Raw genomic sequence first — 25,327 nt, forward strand, 5'->3', positions numbered from 1 at the left:
TCGCGGGCGTTGCCTGAAGATCCCCCATGAAAATCCTGTACACCAACTTCCACTATGGCGACGGTGGCGGCCACACCACGTACATCGTCTCGTTGGCGCGTGCGTTGCACGGCCAGCATACGCTCCATGTCGCCGCGCCGGCCGACAGCCGGCTGCTGCGGACCATGGCCGATGAAGGCCTTGCCCGCACACTGCCGATTGCGTTCGGCAGCGGCCTGCCAACGCTGCCCCGGCAGCTGGCCGAACAGCGTGCGCTGCGCAGGCTGGTGCGCGATGAAGGCATCGACCTGATCCACGTCAACGGTGCGCGCGACCACCGCTTCGTGATGCAGGGGCTGCTTGGCATGCGCCGCCCGCCGATCGTGCTGACCAAGCACAACAGCAAACCCACCGATACCTTCGGCAATGTGCTGCGCGCGCGCTGGGCCACCGATCGGCTGATCGCAGTCTCGGCCGACACCAAGCGCCTGCTGGAACAGGGCCCATACCGTCGCTGCCCGATCGACGTGGTCCGCAACGGCGTGGACCTGGAGCGCTACTCGCCACAGCCGGCCGGCACCGGCAGCGCGCTGCGCCAGCAATGGACGCAGGATCCACAGGCGCTGGTGCTGGTCAGCAATGCCGGCACCGACGATTACAAGGGCTGGATCGACCTGGCCCAGGCCATCGCGCGGCTGCCCGATGCGGTACGCCCGCACGTGCACATGGCCGTGGCCGGCCACCTGCCCACCGCGCAGCAGCGCGAACAGGTGCAGGCGCTGGGCGAGGTGGCCGCGCAGGTGCACTTCACCGGCCTGCTGGCCGATACCCGCGTACTGATCGCGGCCGGCGATGCTGGCTTCGTGCTGTCCCATGACGTCGAGACGATCTCCTTCGCCTGCCGCGAGATGATGGCCAGCGCCAAGCCGATGCTGGTCAGCGATTACGCGGGCCTGCCGGAAAACATCGAACAAGGCGTCGATGGCTGGGTCGTTGCCACCCGCGACATCGACGCCATCGCCGCACAGGTGCAGGCGCTGTACGCACAGCGCAATGCGCTGCCGGAACATGGCCGGGCAGCACGCCGCCATGCACAGCGGGAGTTCGGCCTGCAGACATTCGCCGACGCCACGCTGGCCAGCTACCACGCCGCCCTGGCCAGCCCCTGAGCCAGGTTGCCCGAACGCTCAATCGGTGATGCTGGGCCCCTGCAGGCGGCGCTCGTGCTCGAGTTCCGCCGCCGACGGCCGGCAGGTGCCGGCGACCGCGTCGGCAGGCACCAGCCACCAGCGGCGACGATTGGAAATGCCCGCCATTTCGGCCTGCGCACGATCAATGCAGGCCTGCATCGCATCTTCGTTCACCAGCAGCCAGCGGTGCTGCGGAACCAGCCGCTGCCAGCGCACGGCTGCCTGCAGCTGTTGATGCCAACGCGCTTCGAATCCAAAGGTGGCCGCAGGACGATCGGCCATCAGCAGGTTCTGCTCTTTCCATGCCACCAGTCCCAGCTCGGCCTGCGGGCCGATGCGTGCGCTGACCTCGCGCATCAGGCCACGGGCCGAGCTGGAATCGTTCAACACCGGATAGCCGACCAGGCTGTACAGCACCCAGACCCCGGCCAGAGTAGCGACCAGGGCAACGTGCCTGCGCCGGCGCCCGCACACCCACAGGCTCAAGGCCGACCAGGCCGCCATCGCCAGCGCCGCCCAGGCCAGCGCATCGGTGGCACCGGGAAGCAACCCGCGGCCATGGGTAAGGCGCACTTCGAAATCCGGATCACCCAGCAGCGCCAGCGCACCGACCAGGCCCAGCGCCAGTGCCAGCAACGCGGTGAATGCGCCCAGCACACGCTGCACATCGCGCCGCCTCAGCAGCCCCGGCAGCAACGGCGCCAACGCCAGGCAGAACATCGGCAATGCCGGCAGGATGTAGACGTCGCGCTTGCCGTGCGGAATGGAGAAGAACAGCACGACCAGCAGCCACCAGGCCAACGGCAGCAGGTAGCGCGCATCGCGCCGGCGCAGCCGCCGGAACCAGGCCGGAAGCGCCCACGGCAGCAGCAGGAACGCGGGGATCCACATCGACGGCATGATCGCCAGGAAGTACCACCACGGCTGGTGATGGTCCCAGGACTGCGTATAGCGCCGTGCGGTCTGCCGGAACAGGATGTCGTCCATGTAGGCGCGATACGGCTCCGAGCCGGTGGCCAGGCCGGCCAGCAGCATCGGCACCAGCCACAACGACACCGCCAGCAGGAAGGCCAGCGGTGCCAGCCAGAAGCGCAGGTCACGCACGTGCAGGCTCACCCGCGGCCAATGCAGCATGGATGCGACTGCGGCCGGCACGATCATCATCAGCGCCAGCACGCCTACGCCCTTGGTGATCACCCCGATGCCGGCGAAGAACCAGCCCATCCACCACCAGCGCCAGGCCGGGCCCAGCAGCAGATGGCGCAGCAGGCCGTAGTTGGCCAGGGTGATGAACAGCACCACCAGCGGATCGATCTGCGCCTTCTTCGCCTGGAAGGTGAAGTGCAGCGCGAACAGCAGTGCCCAACCCGCGTACAGCCCCACCTGCCGCGTCCACAGGCGGCGGCCGAGATCGACCACGCACCACAGCGTGCCCAGCGCGGCCAGCAGCGAGGGCAGCAGGAACGCCATCCGCCAGTGGCCGACCAGGCTGTACAGCGCGGCCTGCCACCACATCAGCATCGGCGGCTTGTCCGAATAGAGTTCGGGGCCGCGATGCGGGAACAACCAGTAACCACTGTCGACCATCTGCTTGGCCACCAGCGCGAAACGTGGCTCATCCGATGGCCACGGATCACGGAGGCCCAGGCCGGCCCCCAGCACCAGCAGGGCCATCACCACCAACAACCACGTCTGGCGCGACGCGTGGGTTTTCAGCATGGGACTCGAAACGGCAGCGGGGGTCAGGCTGCTTTTAACAGACGCGCGTAGAAGAAACCGTCAGCATCGTTTTCACCCGGCAGCCGCTGGCGTGCCACCCCTTCGCAATCGACGCCGAACGCGTCGCCCAGTGGCTGCGCCACGGCATCCGGATGCCACTTCAGGAACGCGCGCACCTGATCGATGTTCTCGGCGCGCAGGATCGAACAGGTGGCATACAGCAGCACGCCACCCGGGCGCAGCATCGACCAGCAGGCTTCCAGCAGGCGCGCCTGCACGCCAACCAGTGCATCGATATCTTCAGCGCGACGGTGGAACATCACATCCGGCTGGCGGCGGATCACGCCAGTCGCCGAGCACGGCGCATCCAGCAGGATCGCGTCGAACGGCACGCCATCCCACCAGGCACCGGGATCACTGGCATCGGCAGCCAGGGTCTGCGCATGTTCGCCCACGCCGGTGCGGGTGTAGGTATCGCGTGCGCGGGCCAGACGGCGCGCGTCGATATCCAGCGCCAGCAGGCGCAGGCTGGGGTCGCGCTCCAGCAGGTGCGCCGACTTGCCGCCGGGTGCCGCGCAGGCGTCCAGCACGCGGGCACCGGCCACCGGGGCCAGCGCATCGGCCGCACACTGCGCCGACAGGTCCTGCACCGAGATCGCGCCCTCGGCGAAGCCGGGCAGCTGATTCACGGCAACCGGAGAGGCCAGCCGCAACGCGTCGGCGCTGAGCGGACTGGCTTCCGCGGCGATGCCGGCTTCGGCCAGCGCTGCCAGTGCCTTGTCACGGCCGCCCTGCTGGCGGTTGGCGCGCAACCACAGTGGCGCCGGTTGCAGGCTGGCGCTGAAGATCGCGTCGGCCTGCGCCGGCCAATCGCGTTCCACCGCATCGGCCAGCCATTCCGGGAAGGCATCGCGCGCGGGCTGTTCCGGGAAACCTTCGCGCTGCGCGCGGCGCAGGATCGCATTGACCAGGCCTGCCTGGCGCTCACGGCCCAGTGCACGCGCGGCATCGACCGTGGCCGACAGCGCCGCGTGCGCCGGCAGCTCGAGCACGTCCAGCTGGGCGAACCCGACCATCAGCAGCGTGCGCAGGTCGGCATCACGCGCCGACAGCGGCTTCTGCATCCACGACTGCAGCGCCGCGTCATAGGTGCTGCGACGACGCAGGACGGCAAAACACAGGGCTTCCAGCAGCGCGCGGTCGCGGCTGTCGGCCAGCTTCGGCAGCGCCCAGGCCAGCTCGGCCTTCAGCGAACGGCCACGGGTGAACACCTGTGCCAGCACACGTGCGGCCAGCATGCGCGTGGCCGCGCCCGGCGCCGCCTTGGCGACGGAGAAATCGTTCTGCTTCGACACCGCTTATGCCCCCACGCGCAGATCGCGGCGGGCGTTGAGGTAGTCGGCCGCAGTAATCGCCTTGCCACCTTCCCGCTGCAGCACTCGCAGGCGCAGCGCGCCCTGGCCACAGGCGATGTCGATGCCATCGCGGCTGGCGGCCAGTACGGTGCCCGGTGCCTGGCCGTGGTCCGCCTCCAGCGCCACCGCACCATGGATGCGCACGCGTTCACCGGCCAGCGTCGCCTCGGCGATCGGCCACGGATTGAACGCGCGCACGGTACGCGCCAGCGCGCCGGCGTCCTGCGCCCAATCCAGCTTCGCTTCGGCCTTGTCCAGCTTGTGCGCGTAGGTCACGCCCTGCTCCGGCTGCGGCCGCGCGATCGGCTTGATGCCGGCACGCAGCAGGCCCAGGCCATCGGACAGCACCTGTGCGCCCAGCTCGGCCAGCTTGTCATGCAGCTGGCCACCGGTATCGGTGGCCGCGATCGGCAGTTCCTGGTGCAGCAGCACCGGGCCGGTGTCCAGGCCGGCCTCCATCTGCATCAGGCAGACGCCGGTCTTGGCGTCGCCGGCCTGGATCGCGCGCTGGATCGGCGCGGCACCGCGCCAGCGCGGCAGCAGCGAGGCATGCACGTTCCAGCAGCCGTGGGTCGGAATGGCCAGCACCGCCTTGGGCAGGATCAGGCCATAGGCCACTACCACCATCAGATCCGGCTGCAGGTCGTGCAGCTGCTGCTGGGCGGCCGCGTCCTTCAGCGACTCCGGCTGGTAGACCGGAATGCCACGGGCCACGGCTTCCAGCTTGACCGGCGACGGCGCCAGGCCACGGCCACGGCCGGCCGGACGATCAGGCTGGGTGTAGACGGCCACGACCTCATGATGGCGCGCAGCCGCGCGCAGCGATGACACCGCGAATTCCGGCGTACCGGCAAAGACAATCCTCATGGCTACCCCACTTGCAGGATGGATTCGTGCAGGAAAGAAAACGGCGCCGTCGGCCGGCGCCGTACAGCCCGCGCGTGCCGCGCAGGCGCGGGCCACCCGAAGGGTGGCCCGGATTGGCGATCACGCCACGTGCTTGCGCTGCTTGGCCAGCTTCTTGCGCACCATCTCGCGCTTGAGCGGCGACAGATAGTCGATGAACAGCTTGCCGTCCAGGTGATCCATCTCATGCTGGATGCAGGTGGCCAGCACTTCGCCGGCTTCCATCTGCTGTTCCTGGCCGTTGCGGTCCAGGTACTTCACGGTGATGGTATCGGCACGGGTGACGTCAGCGAAGATGCCCGGAACCGACAGGCAGCCTTCCTGGTACACCCGGCCCCCGTCCTTGGCGACGATTTCCGGGTTGATGAACACATGCGGTTCATTCTTTTCTTCGCTGACGTCGATGACCATGAAGCGCTTGTGCACGTCCACCTGGGTGGCGGCCAGGCCGATGCCCGGGGCGTCGTACATGGTCAGGAACATGTTGTCGATCAGTTCCTGGAAGGCCGGCGTGGTGACTTCGGCGGCTTCGATCAACGCAGCCTTGGTACGCAGGCGCGGATCGGGGAACTCGAGAATGGGGAGAAGGGCCATGGCTGTTTCCGGATAGGGGGCCGGCACGCCGGCATACGTCGCAGATTCTAGCTCCAACGCTTGCCTTGCGCCCCGGTTTCTGGACTATAGTGCGCGAACCTGTTGGGGAATCAGGGCTTCACACCTATGTTGCTTCGTTTTCGTACGGTCGTCGCCGCGGCGATGCTGACCGTGGCTGCCTATGCTACCGCCGTGGAAGTGAATGGCGGGCACCCGGACACCTATGTGGTCCGAAAAGGGGATACGTTGTGGGATATCGCCGCACGTTTCCTGCAGAAGCCGTGGCTGTGGCCGGAGATCTGGCAGGCCAATCCGCAGATCGCCAATCCGCACCTGATCTATCCCGGTGACGTGCTCAGCCTGGCCTATCTGGACCGGGTGACCGTCGCTGCCAAGCCCGGCCCGCGCCAGGAAGCCCCGATCGATGCCATTCCGCTGGCCCAGGTCGAGCCGTTCCTGAAGCAGCTGAGCGTGGTCGACAGCATCGAGCAGCTGCCCTACGTGGCCGGCCTGGAGGAAGAACGCCTGCGCGTCACCAGCGGCAGCGCGGTGTACGTACGCCTGGCTGACGCCCAGCTGGGCCAGCGCTGGGCCGTGGTCCGCCCGACCGTGCGCTATGCCCAGCCCAAGCCGACCGAGGACCTGACCGCCAACGGCGACGTCACCCCGGGCAGCGGCAACCTGTGGCGGGCCTACAACGCCCCCAACCACCGCCGCGGCGTGCTCGGCTATGAGCTGGCCCAGGTCGCCACCGGCACCATCACCCATGTCGCCGGCGGCAAGGTCGAGGCGTCCACCCTGGTGCTGGACAAGAACGAGGGCGGCCGCGAGGTGCGTGCCGGCGACCGCCTGGTCCCGGTCGAGGCCAAGCCGTACGACCTGCAGTTCATTCCCCATGTCCCGGCCGCCGGTGTGGAGGGCGTCGACGTGCGCGTGCTGGCCGTCACCGACATGTTCACCGCCGCCGGCCCGCGCGATGTGATCGCGATCTCGGCAGGCCGCGCGCAGGGCGTGGACAACGGCACCGTGTTCTCGTTGTGGCGCCCAGGCCGCCACGTGGCGCACCGCATGAAGTACCCGACCTCGTCGCGCATGGACGATTCGCTCAGCACCGGCGCAGGCCGGGTCTCGCTGCCGGACGAATATGCCGCGCACGCCATGGTGTTCCGTACCTTCGACAACGTCAGCTACGCGCTGGTGATGCAGGGCGTGAAGCCGGTGCGCGTGGGGTTCAACGCACTGCACCCGGACGCGAAGTAGCCATCGCCAGGCGGCCCGGCCACTGCGTGTAGTGCCGGCCTCTGGCGGGCAGGCACCTCCGGCAAAGTCTGACAGCCACATGCGAAGGCGCCCTAGGGCGCCTTTGTTGTATGCGCTCGATAGTGGGGGGATGACCAACCCAACTGACGAGGCGCTGCTGCGCCTGTTGATGGCAGGCGGCGCGCTGGCACCACGTCGGGCGCTGCTGGAGGCCGCAGGCAATGCGGAAATCGCGATCGCGCAGGGCGCCGCGAACTGGCGCGCCCACGGCTGCACGCCAGAGCAGTGCGCCGCACTGGAACGCCCGGACGCCCGGGCCTCGGCCGTGGCACGGCGCTGGCTGGAAGACGACAACCAGCACCTGCTGGCCTTCACCGATCCGGCATTCCCCCCGGCCCTGCTGGATGTTCCCAACCCACCCCTTGCGCTGTTCATCGCCGGTGACCCCAGCCTGGCCTGGCGCCCGTCGGTGGCGCTGGTCGGCAGCCGCTCGCCAACGCCGGGCGGACGCGCGCTGGCAGCCCGCTTTGCCGGCTGTTTCGTCGAAGCCGGACTGACGGTGACCAGCGGGCTGGCGGCGGGCATCGACGCCGCCGCCCACCAGGCGACACTCGACGCCGGTGGTTGCACCGTGGCGGTCATCGGCACCGGCCCGGACCGGGCCTACCCGGACAGCCACGCCCGCCTGCAGGCCCGGATCGCTACCGAAGGCGCGGTGCTCAGCGAGTACCTGCCAGGCACGCCGGCACGCCCCGGCCACTTTCCCGCCCGCAACCGGCTGGTGGCCGGGCTGGCACTGGCGACGGTGGTGGTCGAGGCCGCCCAGCGCTCCGGCGCCCTGATCACCGCACGCCTGGCCGCCGAGGCCGGCCGCGAGGTCTGCGCCCTGCCCGGCTCGGTGCTCAATCCACGCGCGGCGGGCTGCCATCGGCTGATCCGTGAGGGTGCTGCATTGATCGAGCGCCCGGAGGAGGTCCTGGAACTGCTGGCCCCCGCCCTCCGCCAGCAGCTGCCGGGCTTGCAATCACGGTTGGCCACCCCCACTGAACAGGCACCGCCGGTACTCCTGCCGGCGCGCTGGGCCGACGACCCTGACTACCAGTGCTTGTGGCGGGCCCTGGACCACAACCCAAGCAGTATGGATTCACTGATCACGCGCTGTGGATTGACGGCGCCCCAGGTGTCCTCCATGCTGCTGGCCATGGAACTGGCGGGAATCGTGGTGTGCGTACACGGCCGCTACTGTCGAACTCCCTAGTTTCTTCACCTCCACAGCGTCGCGCGACGCAGGCCGAGGGGCAATGAAAGAGAGCATCCTGGACGTACTGCTGTACCTGTTTGAACACTATTTCAGCGAAGATGCGGACCTGATCCGTGACCGCGATTCGCTCCAGAACGGCCTGATCCAGGCCGGTTTCAGCCCAACCGAGATCAACAAGGCATTCGACTGGCTCGATGCCCTGGCCGCGCAGCGGCCGAGCGTGGCCCAGGCACGGGTCGATGGCCCCGTGCGCGTCTACCACGGTCCCGAGCTGGACAAGCTGGACGTGGAATGCCGCGGCTTCCTGCTGTACCTGGAACAGCACGGCATCCTCGACGCCGACCAGCGCGAGCTGGTGCTGGACCGGGCGATGGCCCTGGACCAGGACGAACTGGACCTGGACGACCTGAAGTGGGTCGTACTGATGGTGCTGTTCAACCAGCCTGGCTCCGAGGCGGCGTATGCCTGGATGGAGACGCAGATGTTCATGGACGAGCCAGAACCCCTGCACTGACCGTACACTTGGGGGCATAGCGCATTCAGGAGCGTCCCCGTGAGCGAGTGGTTCCATGCAGAAGGCAACCGGCAGCAGGGTCCGCTGCCAGCGGAACAGTTGGTCGAGTTGTTCCGCAACAACCAGATCTCCCTGGACACCCTGGTCTGGCGCGACGGCCTGCCGCAATGGCAGCCGTTGCGCACCGTGGTCGACGAACTCGGCCTGATCGTGCCGGCGCTGGACGCTGCCACGCCACCCGTGGAACCCGAGCCCGAACCGGAACCGGTGGCACCGCCTCCGCCGCAGCCGCCGGTACTGCCGCCGTCCACCCCCTACACCACCAGTGCATCGGCCACCGCCCTGCCGGCGCCGAAGAAGAAGCTGTCCGGTTGCGCACTGACCGCCATCATCGGCGGCGGCCTGCTGCTGGTGCTGGTACCGATCGTGGCCATCCTGGCCGCCATCGCGCTGCCTGCCTACAACGACTACACCGTGCGCGCCAAGGTCGCCGGCGCAGTGACCGCACTGCAGCCGTTGAAGGACCAGGTGCAGCATTTCGCCGATGACGAAGGCCGTTGCCCCGGTGCCAACGACGCCGGCTTCCCGGCCCCGGGTGACTTCGCCCATGCAGGGCTGTCGGCGGTGAACATCGGTCGCTTCAACAATGGCCACTGTGGCATCGAAGCCACCCTGGCGCTGCCCGGCAAGAGCCTCGATGGCGACCTGCTGTGGCTGGAATACGATCGCGACAGCGGCCGCTGGGAATGCAGTGGCGAAAGCAACGACAAGTACCTGCCGCCGTCGTGCCGCGGCTGAGCCACGCGCACGCCAGCACCTCCAAGGATGATTCAACAGGGAACATGCAATGACTGAGTGGTACTACGCCGAAGGACAGCAACGCCAGGGCCCGCTGCCGGTCCAGGAGATCCGCCAGCGCTTCCAGCGTGGCCAGCTCAACCTGGACACCCTGGTCTGGCGCGAGGGCATGGCCCAGTGGGCTGCACTGCGCCAGGTGGTCGACGAGCTCGGCCTGCAGACGCTGGCCGATGCCAGCACTGCCACCAGCAGCGGCGGCTTCGACCTGCGTGGCGACTATGCCGCCATCGACAACGGCAGCGCCCCGCTGCCCGGCACCGGCGCACTCAGCAGCTCGCCCTACAGCGCTCCAGCCGCCGCCGGCGGCGGTGGCCACGCACAGCCGGTGGTTGGCGGTGAAGTGGTCTACGCAGGCTTCTGGAAGCGTGTGGCGGCCTACATGATCGACTACTTCGTGCTGGTCATCCCCGGCAGCATCATCGGTGCCATCCTCGGTGCGATCCTCGGCGCCAGCATGGGCGCGGTGGGCAGTGGCGAATCGGCCATCGAGATCGTGGCGCAGCTGGCCAGTGCCCTGATCAACCTCTGCATCGGCATGGCCTACTACACCTGGTTCCACGCCTCGCAGGGCGGCGCCACGCTCGGCAAGATGGCGGTCGGCATCAAGGTCGTGCGTGGCAACGGCGAGCGCCTGACCAAGGCGCGCGCATTTGGCCGCTACTGGGCCATGCTGCTGAGCAGCTTCACCCTCGGCATCGGTTTCCTGATGGCGGCCTTCACCGAGCGCAAGCAGGGCCTGCACGACATGATCTGCGACACCCTGGTGGTCGACCGCTGGGCCTACACCGACCAGCCGCAGCTGCAGCGCCGCGAGCTGGGCACGGTGACCGTGCTGGTGCTCGTGCTGACCGGCCTGCTGTCGCTGGCGGGCGTGGTCCTGCTGGTGTTCGCGGTCGGCTTCATCGCCAAGATGGCCTCATGAACGGCCATCCTCACGCCTGGCTGCTTGACATGGGCTGGCCGGGCGTGATTCCTCTAATAAGGTGAAACCTGAACGCCCGGCACATTACCGGGCGTTCAGTTTATGGATTTGCCCGTGGCCGCTTCACTAATGCGGCCGTTTGCTCCACCCTAGCGGCCCCTCTCCCCCGGTCCGCCCACAGACCTTTCCTGACATGCCCAAGCACCTGCTCATCGTCGAATCGCCGGCCAAGGCCAAGACGATCAACAAATACCTCGGCAAGGACTACACGGTCCTGGCCTCGTATGGGCACGTGCGCGACCTGATCCCGAAGGAAGGCGCGGTCGACCCGGACAACGGGTTCGCCATGCACTACGACGTGATCGACAAGAACGAGAAGCACGTCGATGCGATCGCCAAGGCCGCCAAGGGCGCCGACGACATCCTGCTGGCCACCGACCCGGATCGCGAGGGTGAGGCGATCAGCTGGCACATCGCCGAAATCCTGAAGGAACGCGGGCTGGTCAAGGACAAGCCGATGCAGCGCGTGGTGTTCACCGAGATCACGCCGCGCGCCATCAAGGAGGCCATCAGCCAGCCGCGCGCGATTGCCAGCGACCTGGTCGATGCCCAGCAGGCGCGCCGCGCGCTGGACTACCTCGTCGGCTTCAACCTGTCGCCGGTGCTGTGGCGCAAGGTCCAGCGTGGCCTGTCCGCCGGCCGCGTGCAGAGCCCGGCACTGCGCATGATCGTCGAGCGCGAGGAAGAGATCGAAGCCTTCATCGCCCGCGAATACTGGTCGATCGCCGCCGAATGCGCGCACCCGTCGCAGCACTTCAACGCCAAGCTGATCAAGCTGGACGGGCAGAAGTTCGAGCAGTTCACCATCACCGACGGCGACACCGCTGAAGCGGCACGCATGCGCATCCAGCAGGCCGCGCAGGGCTCGCTGCATGTCACCGATGTGGCCAGCAAGGAGCGCAAGCGCCGCCCGGCGCCGCCGTTCACCACCTCCACCCTGCAGCAGGAAGCCTCACGCAAGCTCGGCTTCACCACCCGCAAGACCATGCAGGTGGCGCAGAAGCTGTATGAAGGCGTGGCGATTGGCGACGAAGGCACCGTCGGCCTGATTTCTTACATGCGTACCGACTCGGTGAACCTGTCGCAGGACGCGCTGGCCGAAATCCGCGACGTGATCGCCCGCGACTACGGCATCGCCTCGCTGCCGGACCAGCCGAACACCTACCAGACCAAGTCCAAGAACGCCCAGGAGGCGCACGAAGCGGTGCGCCCGACCTCGGCCCTGCGCACTCCGTCCCAAGTGGCGCGCTTCCTGACCGACGACGAGCGCCGCCTGTACGAGCTGATCTGGAAGCGTGCGGTGGCCTGCCAGATGATCCCGGCCACGCTCAACACCGTCAGCGTCGACCTCTCGGCCGGCAGCGAGCACGTGTTCCGTGCCAGCGGCACCACCGTGGTGGTGCCCGGCTTCCTGGCCGTGTACGAAGAAGGCAAGGACAACAAGAGCGCCGAGGACGAGGACGAAGGCCGCAAGCTGCCGGCGATGAAGCCCGGCGACCGCGTGCCGCTGGAACGCATCCAGGCCGAACAGCATTTCACCCAGCCGCCGCCGCGCTACACCGAAGCGGCGCTGGTGAAGGCGCTGGAAGAGTACGGCATCGGCCGTCCCTCGACCTACGCTTCGATCATCCAGACCCTGCTGTTCCGCAAGTACGTGGAAATGGAAGGCCGCAGCTTCCGCCCGTCCGACGTCGGCCGCGCAGTGTCCAAGTTCCTGTCCAGCCACTTCACCCGGTACGTGGACTACGACTTCACCGCCAAGCTCGAAGACGAGCTCGACGCCGTCTCGCGTGGCGAAGAAGAGTGGATCCCGCTGATGGCCCGCTTCTGGGAGCCGTTCAAGGAGCTGGTGGAAGACAAGAAGGAATCGGTCGACCGTGCCGAGGCCAGTGGCGCGCGCGAGCTCGGCACCGACCCGAAGACCGGCAAGCCGGTCAGCGTGCGCCTGGGCCGCTTCGGGCCATACGCCGCCATCGGCAGCACCGCCGAAGATGCCGAGGAGAAGCCCAAGTTCGCCTCGCTGCGCCCCGGCCAGTCGATGCACACCATCTCCCTGGAAGACGCGCTGGAGCTGTTCCTGATGCCGCGCGCGCTGGGTGAGGACAAGGGCGAGCCGGTCAGCGTCGGCATCGGCCGCTTCGGCCCGTTTGCCAAGCGCGGCAGCACCTATGCCTCGCTGAAGAAGGAAGACGACCCGTACACCATCGACCTGGCCCGCGCCGTGTTCCTGATCGAAGAGAAGGAAGAGATCGCGCGCAACCGGATCATCAAGGAATTCGAGGGCAGCGACATTCAGGTGCTGAACGGCCGTTTCGGCCCGTACATCAGCGACGGCAAGATGAACGGCAAGATCCCCAAGGATCGCGAGCCGGCATCGCTGACCCTGGCCGAAGTGCAGCAGCTGATGGAAGAAACCGGCAAGCCGGTGCGCAAGGGCTTTGGCGCCAAGAAGGCCGCCGCGAAGAAGGCCCCGGCCAAGAAAGCAGCGGTGAAGAAGGAAGCGGCGCCAAAGAAGGCCGCTGCAAAGAAAGCGCCTGCCAAGAAGGCCCCGGCGAAGAAAGCAGTAAAGAAGGCCGCCGCCAAGAAGGCCCCGGCGAAGAAGGCCGCTGCAAAGAAGTAGATCCATGCCATGCGTGGATGAGGGGCAAGGTGTGCGGACCAGCGGTCCGCACCTACCGTCCGCGCCGACCACCCCTTCTGCACGCAGCCGGGGGATAATGAAGGCCCACGCCGGGCCGGTCGCCGCCATGAAAGAACTCACCCTGGACTCTGCTGTCGCCACGCTCCGCGCGGGCGGCGTGATCGCCTACCCGACCGAAGCGGTCTGGGGCCTGGGCTGTGATCCCTCGCACGAAGCTGCGGTGCACATGGTGCTGCGGCTGAAGCAGCGCCCGATCGAAAAAGGCATGATCCTGGTCGCGGCCGAGCTGGCGCAGCTGGAAGGCTGGGTGCGCCTGCAGGCGCTGCCCGACGCCCGCCAGCGCGCAGTACTGGCCAGCTGGCCCGGCGCCAACACCTGGATCCTGCCCGCCGGCCCGCGCGCGCAGCCCTGGGTCACCGGCGAACACAGCGGGATTGCGGTGCGCATCAGCGCACACCCGCTGGTGGCCGAACTCTGCCGCGCCTGGGGTGGCCCGCTGGTCTCCACCAGCGCCAATCTGGCCGGCGAACCACCGGCGCGCAGCCGCGAAGAGCTGGATCCCCGCCTGCTGCGCCTGCTTGACGGCATCCTTGACGGACAGACCGGTGGCCTGGCCCAACCCACCCCCATACGCGACGCGCTCAGCGGCAACGTGCTGCGCTCCTGAGCTGCCGATTGCACTGCCGCGGACAATCACGCACGCTGCCGCCATGAGCCTGCTGCGCGCCACCTTCAGCCTGTGCCTGCTGCTGCCGTGGACGGCGTCCGCCGCCGGGGCCGAGGACGTGCGGGTGTACCGCTGCGTTGCCAGCAACGGCGCCGTTGCCCTGCAGGACACGCCCTGCAACAGCGGCCGCCAGCAGGTACGCGACCTGCAGCGCCCGCGCGATCCCGCTCCACGGGTGGTGCGCAGTGATGCCACGCCTCCGCCGCCCAGCGAAACCCCGGTCATCCGCGAGCGCGAAGTCCGCCACGTCTACATCCAGCCGCCGCAGCCGATGTACGAATGCGTGAGCGAGGATGGCCGCCGCTATACCAGCGACAACAACGAAGGCAATCCGCGCTGGGTGCCGCTGTGGACCAGTGTCTGGCTGCCACACGGGCATCGGGGCCCGGCCTACCCGGGTCCGCGCCCGGCCATCGGCACGCCGATCGGCGAAGGCGCGGGTTATCGCCCTCCCTCGATCGGCATGGGCGTGCAGGTTCCGGCCGGCAGCGTGCTGGTTCGCGACAGCTGCCATGCGTTGCCGCCGCAGGAAGTCTGCGCGCGACTGAGTGACCGCCGCTGGGAGCTGGATCGCCGTTACAACAGCGCGCTGCAGAGTGAACGCACCGCCATCAGCAACGAACAGCGCGGCATCGATGCGCGCCTGTCGCGCGATTGCGAACGCTGAGCGCAGCACGCCGTCGCAGCCTGTACGCTGTGCGCATGAACCGAGTGATCTGGCTGCTTCTGGTGCTGCTACCCGGAAGCGCGTTGGCTGAAGAGGGCGTGATCTACCGCTGTACCTCCAGCAGCAGTGACGTCCCTACCCTCCAGCGCACGCCGTGCCCCACCGGCAGCAAGCAGCAGGTGCTGCGCATACCCGACCCGGCCAACTCGCAGCCGGCCGCCGCTGCACCTGTGGCGGCCGAACCTCCACCCGCCCCCGTCGAAATTCCCGCGCCGGTACCGGCCGGAGCGGCCGTTGCCCCTGCGGCCCCAGCGAAACCACGACGCGCGGATGAAGGACGCACGATCATGGAAGCAGGCATGGTCGAACACGAAGGAGACGACCAGATCCTCGACAGCGCGACGCTGCGCCGCGATGCCGAGGCCCGCGCCACCGCAGGTGACGGTCCACCGAAGCCGCCGCTTCCTCCGATCTTCCAGTGCACCGACAGCCAGGGCGGCGGCTACCTGTACGAGTACGAGGCCGCGCCCGGCCGCTGCGAGCTGATGACGGTACAGGGCCTTGGCGGAGTGACGCCGGTGAATGCCGCCAGCTGTGAAGTGGTGCGCGACCACTGCGAAGCGCTTCCCGAAGCGCAGCGCTGCGGTGGTTGGCAGCAGCGCTTCCGCGATGCCCGCGGCCGTGAGCGCTTCGCCGCGCCGGAGAACCGCGATACCGCGCGCGGTGAACGCAAGCGGCTGCAGGACGTGCTGGAAGCCAGCAACTGCCCGGTACCGGGGTGACAGCGGCGGCATGGCCGCACCTGCCCATGGGGTGGATCTGTTGTAGAGCCGAGCCATGCTCGGCTGCCGTTGGCGGAGTGCAGCCGAGCAAGGCTCGGCTCTACAGCAGAGCGATCAGAACCCGTAGCGCAGGAATCCACCATCCACTGCGATGCACTCGCCGGTGACATAGCTGGCCGCCGGCAGGCACAGGAAGCCCACGGCTGCAGCCACTTCCTCCGGCTCGCCGATGCGGCGCATGGGGGTGCGGTTGATCACTTCCTCGTAGTAGTCCGGGTCCGCCAACGGCCCGGACGTGCGCCGCGTGCGGATGTACCACGGCGCCACCGCGTTGACCCGGATGCCATCCTCGGCCCACTCGACGGCCAGGTTGCGGGTCATCTGGTGCATCGCCGCCTTGGTCATGCCGTAGACCACGCCGCTGCGCACATGGGTCAGGCCGGACACGCTGCCGACGTTGACGATGGACGACGACGCGTGGCGGGCCAGCAACGGATGCGCGTAGCGCGACAGCTCGAATGCCGAGAACAGGTTGGTCTCGAAGATCTTCCGCCATTCATCCTCGGAATACTCGGTGGCCGCCTTGGTGACGTTGCCGCCGGCGTTGTTGACCAGGATGTGCAGGCCATCGCTGTGGTCCTCCACCCAGTCCAGGATCTGGCGGCGGTCCTCGTCGTCGGAGACATCGGCAGCCAGTGCATGCACCTGCATCTGCGGATACACGTCCAGCAGTTCGTCACGCGCCGTCTCCAGCATGTCGATATCACGGCCGACGATCATCAGATCGGCGCCGAAGCCGGCCAGTTCATGCGCGATGGCAAGGCCGATGCCGGCGCTGGCGCCGGTGATCAGGGCGGTCTGGCCGTCCAGGCGCCACCGTTGCTGGGTCATGTGCTCTCCGGGGCCGCGCCCGCTGTGTTTCGATGCGGCAAGGATACGCGCTCACGGCCGCCCCCTGCCGAGGATGCGACACTGCCCGCACGCCCATCACGGAGTGCCGCCATGCGCATCCTGATCCTGTCCACGTCCCTGCTGGCCACCGTGCTGCTGTCCGCTTGCCAGCGCCCGCCCACGCCGAATCCGGAGAAGCCGCCGGAACCGCAGGCCATGGCCCGTGCGATCCAGCAGCCACTGGACCGCGCCAAGCGCGTGCAGAAAACCGTCGATGACGCCGCTGCGAGCGAGCGCAAGGCCGAGGCTGACGCCACGCAGTAAGCCCGCGAACGAAAACGCCCGGCCAAGGCCGGGCGTTTCCAGTCGATCCACGCCATGCGTGGATGGCTTCCGGTCAGAACCCGCAGAAGCAGTACGCCAGCGCCTTCACCGGCGTGCCGTTGCCCTTCTCGCGGGCCGCGTTCTCGACAAAGCGCAGCTGCGTATCCACTTCCGGCATCGTGCGCGCCAGCACCATCCGTGCCATGCCCGAGTCGGACAGCATCCAGGCACCGGCACGGCTGCCGGCGAAACCGCTGACGAACTGCGCGAACGGCGTTGCCGCCTTCTCGATGTAGCGCACGCGATAGGCATCGGCCTTGCCCAGCTTGGCGCGGCTGGCGGCATCGGCCACGGCATCCTTCAAGCCACCGAAGGCATCGACCAGGCCTCGTTCCTTTGCCTGCGCACCGCTCCACACGCGGCCACGGGCCACTTCGTCGACGGCCTCGACCGGCTTCTTGCGGGCGTCGGCGACGCGACCGGTGAAGTCGGCGTAACCCTTGTTGATCACCGACTGGATGACCTGGCCCACAGCCGGATCCATCGGGCGGGTGACATCGAACGCCCCGGCGAAACGGGTGGTGCCGACACCATCGGTGTGCACGCCGATCTTGTCCAGCGCGCGGCTGAAGTTCGGCACCATGCCGAAGATGCCGATCGAACCGGTGATGGTCGACGGATCGGCATAGATGCGATCGGCGTTCATGCTGATCCAGTAGCCACCGGAGGCGGCCAGGTCGCCCATCGACACCACCACCGGCTTGCCGGCGGCCTGCAGGGCCACCACTTCACGGCGGATCTGCTCGGAGGCGAACACTTCACCACCCGGCGAATTGACACGCAGCACCACGGACTTCACGTTCTCATCATCACGCGCGGCACGCAGCAGCGCCGAGGTCGATTCGCCACCGATGCGGCCGGCCGGGAGATCGCCGCCGCTGATTTCGCCGGCGGCCACCACCACCGCCACCTGCGGACGGTTGTCGACCGGGTTGCGGCGCGCATCGAGCTGTCCCAGGTAGGTGCCGAAGTCGACGTTGCGGAAACCACCGTCGGCATCGTCGTCGGCCACGCCGCGCTCGATCATCAGATCCTCGAATTCCTCGCGGGTCTTCAGTGAAGTCACCAGCTTCTGCTGCAGGGCGAACTTGGCCAGGTCACCACCGGCAGCGGCGATGCCTTCCGGCAGCGTGTCGATGCCGGCGGCCAGCTGTGCCGGGTCCAGGCGACGGGCCTTGGCAATGTCGCCCAGGTAGCGCTGCCACACGTCGTTCATCCAGAACAGGTCGGCTTCCTTGGAGGCCGGCGACGCAGCATCGAGCACGTACGGCTCGGCCGCGGACTTGTACTCGCCCACCTTGAACAGGTGCACGTCCACGCCGAGCTTGTCCTGCAGGCCGGAGCGGAAATACTGCCGGTAGCGGCCCAGGCCCTCGAGCACCACCGACCCCATCGGATCCAGGTAGACCTCGTCGGCCTGCGCGGCCAGCAGGTACTGCGACTGGCCCATGCTCTCGCTGTAAGCCACCAGCTGCTTGCCGGAGGCGCGCAGGTCCTGCAGTGCGGCGGCGACTTCACGCAGCGAGGCGAAGCCCGACGGCTGCAGCTTGTCCAGCTCCAGCACCACGCGTTCGATCTTCTTGTCTTCCTTGGCCGACTCGATCACCCGCAGCAGGTCGCGCAGCTGGATCTCTTCGGCACCGTTGTCGCCCACCGCCTTGGCCAGCGCACGGCTGACCGGATCAGCGCTGAACTGCTCGACCAGGCGGCCTTCCGGCGCGATCACCAGGGTGGTGCGGTCCTGCAGCGATTTGCTGGCACCGGCGCCCATGCCGGCAGCGATGACGAACATCACCAGCAGCAGGAACAGCAGGCCGAAGAACACCAGGTTGAGGATCAACCGGCGGGTGAAGTTCATGACGTCCCACAGCCCGATGAAGAAACTGGCGACGGGGTTGCGACGCGCCGGGGGCAACGGGGGCACGGGTTGATTCATGGAACGCTCCGGATGGCTTCTTGCCGTGGTGCCAGCATAGCCGGTGCCGCGTGATGCGGCATCGGACACAAGTCAGGGGATCGCCCGCCACGGGTCATCGCGGCGGGCGGGGCAAATCAGGACAGTACGGACTGGCCGATGCGCAGGCTGCTGCGCCGCAGGCGCCAGCCCATCAGGATGGCGGCGGCGGTCAGGCCGACGATCAGGCCGATCCACATGCCCTGCGGGCCCATGCCCAGCCCCAGGCCGAGCCCGGCGCCGAGCGGCATGCCCAGGCCCCAGTACGCGAACATGGCGATGAACATCGGCACGCGGGTGTCCTTCAGGCCGCGCAGTGCGCCGGCGGACAGTACCTGGATGCCATCCGGGAACTGGAAGGTGGCCGCGTACAGCAGCAGGGTGGAGGCCAGGCCGGCCACCGCCAGGTCGTTGGTGTAGACACCGACGATGGCATCGTGGCCGAACAGCAGCACCGCCGCCGACAACGTCTGCGTGCCCATGATGATCGCGTAGCCAGCCCACGCCGCACGGCGCACGCCGAAGCCATCGCCACGGCCGACTGCATGGCCGACCCGCACGGTGGTGGCTTCGGCCACGCCCATCGGGATCATGAAGCACAGCTGCGCCACGTTGATCGCGATCTGGTGCGCGGCCGCTTCATTGGCACCGAGGCGGCCGATCAGCAGCGCGGTGACGATGAACAGGCCGCCCTCCATCAGCACGGTGATGCCGATCGGCAGGCCGGTGCGCAGCAGATCCCAGATCGCCTTCCAGCGCGGCCCTTCGAAGTGCGAGAACAGCTGCAGGTGGGCGAAGCGCTTGGTGAACCACAGGTAGGTGGCGAAGGCGATCGCCTGCAGCCACATCATCACCGCCGAGGCGATGCCCAGGCCCTCGGCACCCATTTCCGGGAAGCCCAGCTTGCCGTTGGCCAGCACGTAGCCCATCGGCGCCAGCACCAGCAGGCCGCCGAAGCCGAGCAGCATGGTCGGCAACGTCCAGTGCATGCCCTCGCTCAGATAGCGCATGCAGAAATACAGCGTCAGCGCCGGGCCGCCCCAACGCACCGCATGCAGGAACGCGGTGGCGCCCGGCACGATGTCCGGCGCGATGCCGAAGGCCGGCAGCAGCGGCGGCACCACGGTGAGGAAGGTGAACATGATCAGGCCCAGGCCCAACGCCAGCCACAGTGCCTGGCGGAACAGCGGGCCGATCTCGCGCTCGCGGCCGGCGCCATGCAGCTGCGACACCGAGGCCGTGAGCGAGATCAGGGTGCCGATCGGGATCAGCATCGGCAGCCACAACAGCGCCGTGCCGATGGTCACCGCGGCCAGGGTCGCGGTGGCGTGGTGGCCGGCAATGACGTTGTCGACGAAGGAGATCAGACCGGTGGATACATGCCCGAGCACAAGCGGCAGGGCGAGCAGACCGGTGGCGCCGACTTCCTTGCTGAAGCGCGGCGTGGAGGTTGCAGTAGACATAAGGTGCTTGACGCGAACTGCGGTTGCGCGCGAAGGGCACAGGCACCGGGTTGCGGCCGGTCATCTTACGCGTGCAGCGCGCGCATTCCCATGACATGGCGTGAATGCTGGGTTCCGGCAGGCCCCAGCATCACGCGTTGCGATCGCGTTACGAACAGGAAAGGGGACGGAGGGGATTAAGTCGTTTCCAGCCCGACTGTGCCGAACACGACTTAATCCCCTCCGTCCCCTTTGTTTACTGACCCGCCTGGCGCTTGAGCCAGGTGTCGCGCTCGGCGGCCGGCACCGCGAGGAACGCGCTGCGAACCGTGTCGCGCTCCTGCGGCGGCGTGCGCTGCGCGACCAGGGTGAGCTGGGCCAGCTGCGCCGGGCTGAGCTGGCGCAGCACGGCCAGCGCGGCCTCGCGCTGTTGCGGCGGCACGAACCCGAACAGGCCGTGCAGCTTGGGGAACTCCAGGCCCAGCTGCGGGCCCAACCGCCAGCCTTCGCGGAACGCCTGGTCCTGCGCCTGGAACTGCTGGCGCAGGCGCTGCTGCTGGTCGGCTGGCAGTGCATTGAATCGCGCAGCGGCCTGACGGATCCGCTCGCGCTCGCCCTCCGGCAGGGCGCGCCAGGCCGCGTAATCGGCCCGACGCTGGCGCTGCTGCGGGGCGTCAAGCTGGGCGAACGCGGCGGGTGTCGTGCTTGTGGTTGCCGGGGCCGTAGCCGCCGGTGAACTGCCAGGCACTGGCGGCGGCAGCGGCACGTTCAAGGTCTGCGGCGCGGCGGACAGCGACAACGGCAGGGCCAGCAACAGGCTGGCGAGCAGGGTCTTATTCATCGGCGGCAGCGGTTTCCAGCGTGGCACTGGCCGGCTCGGGCCGGCTCGGCTTGGATTGTGATTCGTCCACCGGCAGCGGGCCGCCAGCAGCGGTCCACGCATACAAATCAGCATCGGCCACCAGCGGATAGTCGCGGTCGGCCAGCATGGTGGCGTCGTCCGTAGCCTGCGCAGGGGTCGCGTCCGGCGTGGCGTTGACCTTGCTTGGCGGCAGTGCTTCCACCGTGACGGGGCCCGCCTCACCGACCACGCCTTCCGGCAGCGGTGCGTCGCTGCCAGACGAATGGCCCTGCCAATAGCGCCAGCCCAGCGCGGCTGCCAACAGCACAACCACGGTCACCAGCAGGATCAATGGACCGCGCCAGCGCGGCTTTGCGTTCGAACGGCGGCGCTTGCCATTGGCAGCCGTGCGATCTTCACGCTGCGGCGCACGCCAGCCGGAGGTCGGGGCTTCATTGTTGGCCGCCGGCGCGGCCGGCTGCTGCAGCTGCTGCAGGCGTTTGGCGGGCAGGTCGCGGATGCGCAACTGCACCTGTTCGGCCAGCTGGCGCCAGGCCGAGGCATCGGGTTGGCCGTGCGCGTCACGCGGGCAGGCCTCGGCCAGCAGGTGCTGGTAGCCGGCTTCATCCTGGTCAAGCACGCGCATGGCGATACCTTCATCCAGGCTGCCGCCCACCCGCAGCAACAGCGCCAGGCGCGGCAACGGTCCCATCTCGCCCAGCGCGGCCAGCGGCGGTTCCCACTGGCCGCCCACCGGCTCGCGCAGCGCCTGGCGCTGGCCCAGCAGGGTCCAGAAGCGGGTCGGCCACTGCGCCATCGGCAGGTCACTGGCGACCGCGGCAAAGGCACGCATCACCGCCACCAGGGTCTGCTCGGCACGCGCGGCATCGCCGCACTGCAGCTCAGCCACCACCAGGGCGCGGCGCTCGACGCCACGCAGGAACGCCGACAGCGCGCCGGCCGCGGTCGAGGAAACAGGGGCGGGCACAGCCGTCATCGGTCACTCCAAAGGTCTGCGGGAATGATAGCGGCAGGCAATCGACGCCCGTAGGACTTGCGCCCACGGATACTTCGTGCTGCAGGTTGTGCACAGCACCACGCTCCCGGCGCGGGAAACTGCGGCATGCAGCTGAATTCACTCTGTTTCAGCAATGTTTCACACTTAAGTCCTTGATTTTGAATTCCTTTTAAGTGTGGCGATTTTTTGACCAACCCAAGCGTGAGCTCGTCGCCATCGGCCTCCTGCGTTCCCGTCGACCGGTAACGCACAACGTTATCCACAGAACATGTGGATAAGCCTGAATCTCCAATGGACACCGATATTTAGGTGACATTTATGATTCAACGGGCGCCGCTCCGCCGTCTCCCACCCCGCCATTCGCGCGCGCATGGCCCGGTACACTGGCCCGATGCTTTCACCGATTCCGACCCTGCAGGTTGCCCTGCCCGTCCCCCTGCCCCGTCTGTTCGACTACCTGCCGCCGGAGGGCGATGGCCCCACGGTTGCGGTCGGCTGCCGCCTGAAGGTGCCGTTCGGCAACCGCGAGCTGGTCGGGGTGGTGGTGGGGCACGGCCAGACCGACGACGGCCAGGGACTGCGCCAGGCGTTGGCCTGGTGCGACCCGCAGCCGCTGCTGCAGGGGGAGCTGTGGCAGAGCCTGCAATGGCTGGCGCGTTACACCCACGCACCGCTGGGCGAAGTACTCAGCACCGCCCTGCCCGGCCCACTGCGCCATGGCGACACCCTGCCTGACACCCATCACTGGGGCTGGCAGCTGACCCCCGAAGGCCATGCCCAGCGCGGGAAGCTGCGCGCCGGCAGCCGCCCGCGACAGTTGGCAGAACTGCTGGCCGAAGCCGTCGTGGACGAGGACGTGCTGGGCGAACGCATGGAGGACTGGCGGACCGCCGCGCGCAGCCTGGCCAAGCGTGCGCTGGCCGAGCGCGTGGCGATGACGGTGGCACCGCAGCATGCGCAGCCACTGCCCGGCCCCACGCTCAACCCGGACCAGGCCGAGGCCGTGGCCGCGATCAACGCTGCCGAAGGCTTCCAACCCTTCCTGCTGGATGGCGTGACCGGCAGCGGCAAGACCGAGGTCTACCTGCAGGCCATCATCCACTGCCTGGCACAGGGCAGGCAGGCGCTGGTGCTGGTGCCGGAAATCGGCCTGACCCCGCAGACCCTGGCACGCTTCCGCGGCCGCCTCGGCATCGCCGTGCATGCACTGCATTCGGGGTTGAACGACAACGAGCGCGCGCGCGTCTGGGCTGCGGCTTCGCGTGGCGAGGCACGGGTCATCGTCGGCACCCGCTCGGCGGTGTTCACGCCATTGCCGCAGGCCGGGCTGCTGATCATCGACGAGGAACACGACGGCAGCTACAAGCAGCAGGACGGCATCCGCTATCACGCGCGCGATTTCGCTCTGGTGCGCGCCAAGGCACTCGGCATCCCGGTGCTGCTGGGCAGCGCCACCCCCTCGCTGGAAACGCTGCACAACGCCTATGCCGGGCGCTACACCCACCTGCGCCTGAAGCAGCGTGCCGGTGATGCACGGCCACCGCGCGTGCGCATCCTCGATGTGCGCAAGCGGCCGCTCCACGATGGCCTCTCGGCCGATGTGCTGGCCGGCATCGGCGAGCACCTGCAGCGCGGCCAGCAGGTGCTGGTGTTCAAGAACCGCCGTGGCTACGCGCCGGTACTGCTGTGCCACGACTGCGGCTGGACCGCACCGTGTAACCGCTGCGATGCACCGATGACCGTGCATGGCGGCGGCCGTCGCCTGCAGTGCCATCACTGCGGCGCGCGGCAACCGGCGCCGCTGGCATGCCCGGCCTGCGGCAGCCTGGCGCTGCAGCCGCAGGGCATCGGTACCGAACGCCTGGAAGAGCATCTCACCGCGGCCTTCGCCGATTTCCCGGTGGTGCGCATCGACCGCGGTACCACGTCGCGACGTGACGCGCTGGAACAGCAGCTGGCGAAGCTGGGCGACCAGCCCGGCATCCTGGTCGGCACGCAGATCCTGGCCAAGGGCCACGACCTGCCGAAGCTGACGCTGGTAGTGGTGGTCGGCATCGACGAGGGCCTGTTCTCGGCCGATTTCCGCGCCAGCGAGAAGCTGGCGCAGCAGCTGATCCAGGTGGCGGGCCGTGCGGGCCGTGCACGTGATCCCGGCGAGGTCTGGCTGCAGACCCATCACCCCGGGCACCCGTTGCTGGAAACCCTGGTGAGTGGTGGCTACCACCCGTTCGCGCAGGCCGAGTTGAACCAGCGACAGGCCGCCGGATTCCCGCCGTTCGCGCATCTGGCGCTGATGCGCGCCGAGGCGCAGCAGGTGGAGCATGCCAATGCATTCCTGCTGGCAGCGCGTCAGCTGCTGGGCGAGCAGAATGTGGTGGAGGCGTATGGGCCGATGCCGGCGCCGATGCCGCGGCGGGCCGGTTACCAGCGCACGCAACTGCTGCTGTCTGCCGTGCCGCGGCCGCCATTGCACGGTGTGCTCGGGCAACTGGTTCCGCAGCTGTATGCGCTGCCGGAAGCACGCAAAGTGCGCTGGTCGCTGGATGTGGATCCGACGGACCTGTATTGATCCGGTAGGTGCTGCCGGGCACGGCTCGGCACTACGGTAGAGCCGAGCCATGCTCGGCTGCTTCTCTTTCCAGGAAAAGACCCGTCCCCGCTTACGTCAGCGGCGACATCACGCCGCGCTGGTAGGCCGGCCGCTCGCGCAGGCGCGCATACCAGTCGGCCAGGTGCGGCAGTTCCGGGCGCTGGATCGGCAGTTCGAACCAGGCATAGATCAGCGAGCCCAGCGGGATGTCACCCATCGCGAATTTCTCACCCGACAGCCACGGCTGTTTGGCCAGCGTGGCATCGGCCATCGCCAGGTAGTCACCGGCACGCACGATGGCGGCATTGATGCGCGATTCGTCACGGTCGGCCGGGGCGGTGCGCATGATGCCCCAGATCAGGTCGGTGTACAGCGGCGCCATGCGCGAGGTGCTCCAGTCCATCCATTTCTCGGCCTGGGCACGCTCCATCGGGTCTTCGGCGTACAGCGTGCCCAATGCGTAGCGTGCGCTCAGGTAGCGCACGATGGCGTTCGATTCCCACAGCGGCAGGCCGTGGTCTTCGATCACCGGCACCAGGCTGTTGGGATTCATCGCCTGGTACTCCGGCGTCTGCGTGCCGCCGTGGCTGCCACCAACTTCGATGGATTCATACGGCAGGCCGATCTCCTCGGCGCACCACAGCACCTTGCGGACGTTACTGGAATTGCGGCGGCCCCAGATCTTCAACATGCGGGTTTTTCCTTGCTGGCA

General features: G+C 68.1%; 22 protein-coding genes. 12 read left to right on the forward strand and 10 right to left on the reverse strand.

The features are described from left to right. Positions 1-26: 26 nt before the first annotated feature. Positions 27-1,148: a glycosyltransferase family 4 protein gene (locus AC5QAH_RS14860; protein WP_191850081.1), complete on the forward strand. Its 1,122-nt coding sequence runs from the start codon at positions 27-29 to the stop codon at positions 1,146-1,148. Positions 1,149-1,166: 18 nt separating this feature from the next. Here AC5QAH_RS14860 and AC5QAH_RS14865 read toward each other — a convergent pair whose 3' ends face one another. The 4 genes from AC5QAH_RS14865 to def all read right to left on the reverse strand — a co-directional run bounded on the left by AC5QAH_RS14865 (position 1,167) and on the right by def (position 5,803). After that, positions 1,167-2,888 (reverse strand): ArnT family glycosyltransferase, encoded by a 1,722-nt coding sequence (locus tag AC5QAH_RS14865; RefSeq protein WP_495232427.1) that lies wholly within the window; start codon positions 2,886-2,888, stop codon positions 1,167-1,169. Between the two features lie 23 nt (positions 2,889-2,911). Then, positions 2,912-4,243, reverse strand: a complete 1,332-nt coding sequence (gene rsmB / locus AC5QAH_RS14870) for a 16S rRNA (cytosine(967)-C(5))-methyltransferase RsmB (protein ID WP_010481181.1) — start codon at positions 4,241-4,243, stop codon at positions 2,912-2,914. 3 nt (positions 4,244-4,246) lie between these two features. Beyond that, the gene (gene fmt, locus AC5QAH_RS14875) at positions 4,247-5,170 is read right to left on the reverse strand and encodes a methionyl-tRNA formyltransferase (protein ID WP_495232428.1); all 924 of its coding nucleotides are present in this window, start codon (positions 5,168-5,170) and stop codon (positions 4,247-4,249) included. Positions 5,171-5,290: 120 nt separating this feature from the next. After that, entirely contained in the window at positions 5,291-5,803 is a 513-nt protein-coding gene (def, locus tag AC5QAH_RS14880; RefSeq protein ID WP_010481177.1) for a peptide deformylase, read from the reverse strand. 126 nt (positions 5,804-5,929) lie between these two features. Between def and AC5QAH_RS14885 the strand changes: the two genes are divergently transcribed. From AC5QAH_RS14885 to AC5QAH_RS14925, 9 genes are all read left to right on the forward strand, one after another. Further along, a complete protein-coding gene (locus tag AC5QAH_RS14885; protein ID WP_010481176.1) occupies positions 5,930-7,063 on the forward strand; it encodes a LysM peptidoglycan-binding domain-containing protein in 1,134 nt (377 codons plus the stop codon). Positions 7,064-7,193: 130 nt separating this feature from the next. Further along, positions 7,194-8,321, forward strand: coding sequence for a DNA-processing protein DprA (gene dprA / locus AC5QAH_RS14890; protein ID WP_071305916.1), 1,128 nt, complete (start codon positions 7,194-7,196; stop codon positions 8,319-8,321). A gap of 43 nt (positions 8,322-8,364) precedes the next feature. Beyond that, positions 8,365-8,838 (forward strand): DUF494 family protein, encoded by a 474-nt coding sequence (locus AC5QAH_RS14895; RefSeq protein ID WP_005411195.1) that lies wholly within the window; start codon positions 8,365-8,367, stop codon positions 8,836-8,838. Positions 8,839-8,877: 39 nt separating this feature from the next. Beyond that, the gene (locus tag AC5QAH_RS14900) at positions 8,878-9,636 is read left to right on the forward strand and encodes a pilin (RefSeq protein WP_019338922.1); all 759 of its coding nucleotides are present in this window, start codon (positions 8,878-8,880) and stop codon (positions 9,634-9,636) included. A gap of 49 nt (positions 9,637-9,685) precedes the next feature. Next, complete coding sequence (locus tag AC5QAH_RS14905; protein WP_010481172.1) at positions 9,686-10,618, forward strand: RDD family protein; 933 nt, start codon at positions 9,686-9,688, stop codon at positions 10,616-10,618. 193 nt (positions 10,619-10,811) lie between these two features. Continuing rightward, positions 10,812-13,298, forward strand: coding sequence for a DNA topoisomerase I (locus tag AC5QAH_RS14910; RefSeq protein WP_010481170.1), 2,487 nt, complete (start codon positions 10,812-10,814; stop codon positions 13,296-13,298). Positions 13,299-13,395: 97 nt separating this feature from the next. After that, positions 13,396-13,986, forward strand: coding sequence for an L-threonylcarbamoyladenylate synthase type 1 TsaC (tsaC, locus tag AC5QAH_RS14915; protein WP_019338925.1), 591 nt, complete (start codon positions 13,396-13,398; stop codon positions 13,984-13,986). A gap of 43 nt (positions 13,987-14,029) precedes the next feature. Continuing rightward, positions 14,030-14,713: a DUF4124 domain-containing protein gene (locus AC5QAH_RS14920; protein WP_414610278.1), complete on the forward strand. Its 684-nt coding sequence runs from the start codon at positions 14,030-14,032 to the stop codon at positions 14,711-14,713. Between the two features lie 35 nt (positions 14,714-14,748). Then, positions 14,749-15,495 (forward strand): hypothetical protein, encoded by a 747-nt coding sequence (locus tag AC5QAH_RS14925; RefSeq protein WP_495232429.1) that lies wholly within the window; start codon positions 14,749-14,751, stop codon positions 15,493-15,495. A 114-nt stretch (positions 15,496-15,609) separates the two neighbouring features. Here AC5QAH_RS14925 and AC5QAH_RS14930 read toward each other — a convergent pair whose 3' ends face one another. After that, entirely contained in the window at positions 15,610-16,386 is a 777-nt protein-coding gene (locus tag AC5QAH_RS14930) for an SDR family oxidoreductase (RefSeq protein ID WP_010481164.1), read from the reverse strand. Positions 16,387-16,497: 111 nt separating this feature from the next. On the opposite strand from AC5QAH_RS14930, the gene AC5QAH_RS14935 reads away from it, so the two are divergent. Beyond that, complete coding sequence (locus AC5QAH_RS14935; RefSeq protein WP_010481162.1) at positions 16,498-16,710, forward strand: hypothetical protein; 213 nt, start codon at positions 16,498-16,500, stop codon at positions 16,708-16,710. A 73-nt stretch (positions 16,711-16,783) separates the two neighbouring features. Here AC5QAH_RS14935 and sppA read toward each other — a convergent pair whose 3' ends face one another. The 4 genes from sppA to AC5QAH_RS14955 form a co-directional block, all read right to left on the reverse strand. Then, positions 16,784-18,706, reverse strand: coding sequence for a signal peptide peptidase SppA (gene sppA / locus AC5QAH_RS14940; protein WP_019338929.1), 1,923 nt, complete (start codon positions 18,704-18,706; stop codon positions 16,784-16,786). A gap of 116 nt (positions 18,707-18,822) precedes the next feature. Next, the gene (locus AC5QAH_RS14945; protein WP_010481157.1) at positions 18,823-20,187 is read right to left on the reverse strand and encodes an MATE family efflux transporter; all 1,365 of its coding nucleotides are present in this window, start codon (positions 20,185-20,187) and stop codon (positions 18,823-18,825) included. A 235-nt stretch (positions 20,188-20,422) separates the two neighbouring features. After that, the gene (locus tag AC5QAH_RS14950; RefSeq protein ID WP_010481155.1) at positions 20,423-21,007 is read right to left on the reverse strand and encodes a DUF3106 domain-containing protein; all 585 of its coding nucleotides are present in this window, start codon (positions 21,005-21,007) and stop codon (positions 20,423-20,425) included. Then, positions 21,000-22,004: a hypothetical protein gene (locus tag AC5QAH_RS14955; RefSeq protein WP_010481153.1), complete on the reverse strand. Its 1,005-nt coding sequence runs from the start codon at positions 22,002-22,004 to the stop codon at positions 21,000-21,002. The genes AC5QAH_RS14950 and AC5QAH_RS14955 overlap by 8 nt, the downstream gene beginning before the upstream one ends. A gap of 412 nt (positions 22,005-22,416) precedes the next feature. On the opposite strand from AC5QAH_RS14955, the gene AC5QAH_RS14960 reads away from it, so the two are divergent. Next, on the forward strand, positions 22,417-24,594 hold the full coding sequence (locus tag AC5QAH_RS14960) for a primosomal protein N' (RefSeq protein ID WP_495232430.1): 2,178 nt from the start codon (positions 22,417-22,419) through the stop codon (positions 24,592-24,594). A 91-nt stretch (positions 24,595-24,685) separates the two neighbouring features. On the opposite strand, the gene AC5QAH_RS14965 is transcribed toward AC5QAH_RS14960, so the two are convergent. Beyond that, entirely contained in the window at positions 24,686-25,306 is a 621-nt protein-coding gene (locus tag AC5QAH_RS14965; protein WP_010481150.1) for a glutathione S-transferase family protein, read from the reverse strand. Positions 25,307-25,327: the final 21 nt, after the last annotated feature.

Source organism: Stenotrophomonas sp. YJH_SMC_43 (genome assembly GCF_059372535.1).